1 protein-coding gene and 1 pseudogene are annotated in these 1,592 nt (G+C 69.5%); both read right to left on the bottom strand.

What is annotated here, in order from left to right; genetic code table 11:
- Nucleotides 1–74: 74 nt before the first annotated feature.
- Complete coding sequence (purT, locus tag V6M42_RS08990; RefSeq protein WP_332678260.1) at nt 75–1,268, bottom strand: formate-dependent phosphoribosylglycinamide formyltransferase; 1,194 nt, start codon at nt 1,266–1,268, stop codon at nt 75–77.
- Between the two features lie 12 nt (nt 1,269–1,280).
- Nucleotides 1,281–1,592, bottom strand: a pseudogene (locus V6M42_RS08985) (alpha/beta hydrolase); the annotation flags it as partial.

Here is a 1,592-nt window from a genome sequence, read left to right as displayed (position 1 = left end):
GTGCTCGAGGCGGCGCTGGCGGCCCTCGCCGCGCCGCCTGCGGAACAGGCCCGGGACGCGGCCGCCGCTCCGCTCTAGGGCGCGACCGGCCGGACCTTCGCCGCCGCCAGCCGCGCCCGTTCGCGCGCTTCGTCCGTGGTCGCGCCGCGCGCCGTCGCCACGCCCATGCGGCGTCGCTCATAGCTTTCGGGCTTGCCGAACAGGCGCAGGTCGGCGGTCGGGACGGACAGGGCCTCGGCCACGCCGTCGAAGGCGATACCCGTGGCGTCCATGCCGCCATAGATCACCGCGCTGGCGCCCACGTCGCGCTGGCTGACGTCGACCGGCAGACCCAGAATCGCGCGGGCATGCAGGGCGAACTCGCTCATGGTCTGGGTCGCCAGCGTGACCAGCCCTGTGTCATGCGGACGCGGCGACACCTCCGAGAACCAGACCTGGTCGCCCTTCACGAACAGTTCGACGCCGAACACGCCCAGGCCGCCCAGCGAATCCGTGACCTTGCCGGCGATATCCTGCGCAGCGGCCAGGGCGGCGGGGGTCATCGCTTGCGGTTGCCAGCTCTCGACATAGTCGCCCTTGACCTGACGATGGCCGATGGGCGCGCAGAAATCCGTCCGCACGGCTCCGTCCCGCATGGAGCGCACGGTCAGCAGGGTGATTTCGAAATCGAAGTCGATACGCCCCTCGACGATGACGGTCGCCGTCTCCACCCGCCCTCCCGACTGGGCGTAGGTCCAGGCGTCGGCGACCTGATCGAGGGCCTCTACGAAGGACTGCCCCTTGCCAGATGACGACATCACCGGCTTGACGAAGACCGGCAGGCCGATCCGTTCCACGGCATCCGCCAGTTCATCGGCGGACGATGCGAAGGCGTAGGGCGAAGTCGGCAGGCCCAGTTCTTCCCCCGCCAACCGCCGTATGCCCTCGCGGTTCATGGTCAGTTGCGTGGCCCGCGCCGTCGGAATCACCACCGCGTGCCCCGCCGCCTCGATCTCGGCCAGGACGTCCGTGGCGATGGCCTCGATCTCAGGCACGATGATGTGAGGCATCTCCGCCGCGATCACGCCGGCGAGGACGTGCGGGTCCGTCATCGGGATGACATGGCTGCGGTGCGCCACCTGCATGGCGGGAGCATTGGGATAGCGGTCGACGGCGATGACCTCCACGCCAAGACGCTGCAGCTCGATCGCAACCTCCTTGCCCAGCTCTCCTGCGCCCAGCAGCATGACGCGGACGGCGCTGTCCGAAAGCGGCGTACCCAGGCGCATGGTCGGTCTCCGTCAGTTCGCAGGCGGTGGAACGGCGTACAGCCGCCGGAACGCGTCCAGCGCGGCCCCGTGATAGATGGTGGCGTGGCTCTCGTTCGGACGCGGTTCGAACGTCCACGTCACGCCGGGCAGGGCATGGTCGCGCAGATTGCCGGTCAGCGCATCCATCAGCGCCTTCGCCTCGGCGCCCTCGTTCCCCATGGTCAGGATCAGGGTGCGCGGATCGTTCGAATGGTCGCGCAGGTGTGCGCCCGCCTGTCGCGCCAGCCGTCCGCCGTCCCACCACAGGCTGGGGCTGACGGCGACGTATGCGTCGAACATCTG

It is taken from the genome of Brevundimonas sp., from assembly GCF_036677305.1.
Classification (GTDB): Bacteria; Pseudomonadota; Alphaproteobacteria; order Caulobacterales; family Caulobacteraceae; genus Brevundimonas.
Note: the sequence above shows the minus strand (reverse complement) of the source record. Positions and strands in the feature narration are given on the sequence as shown.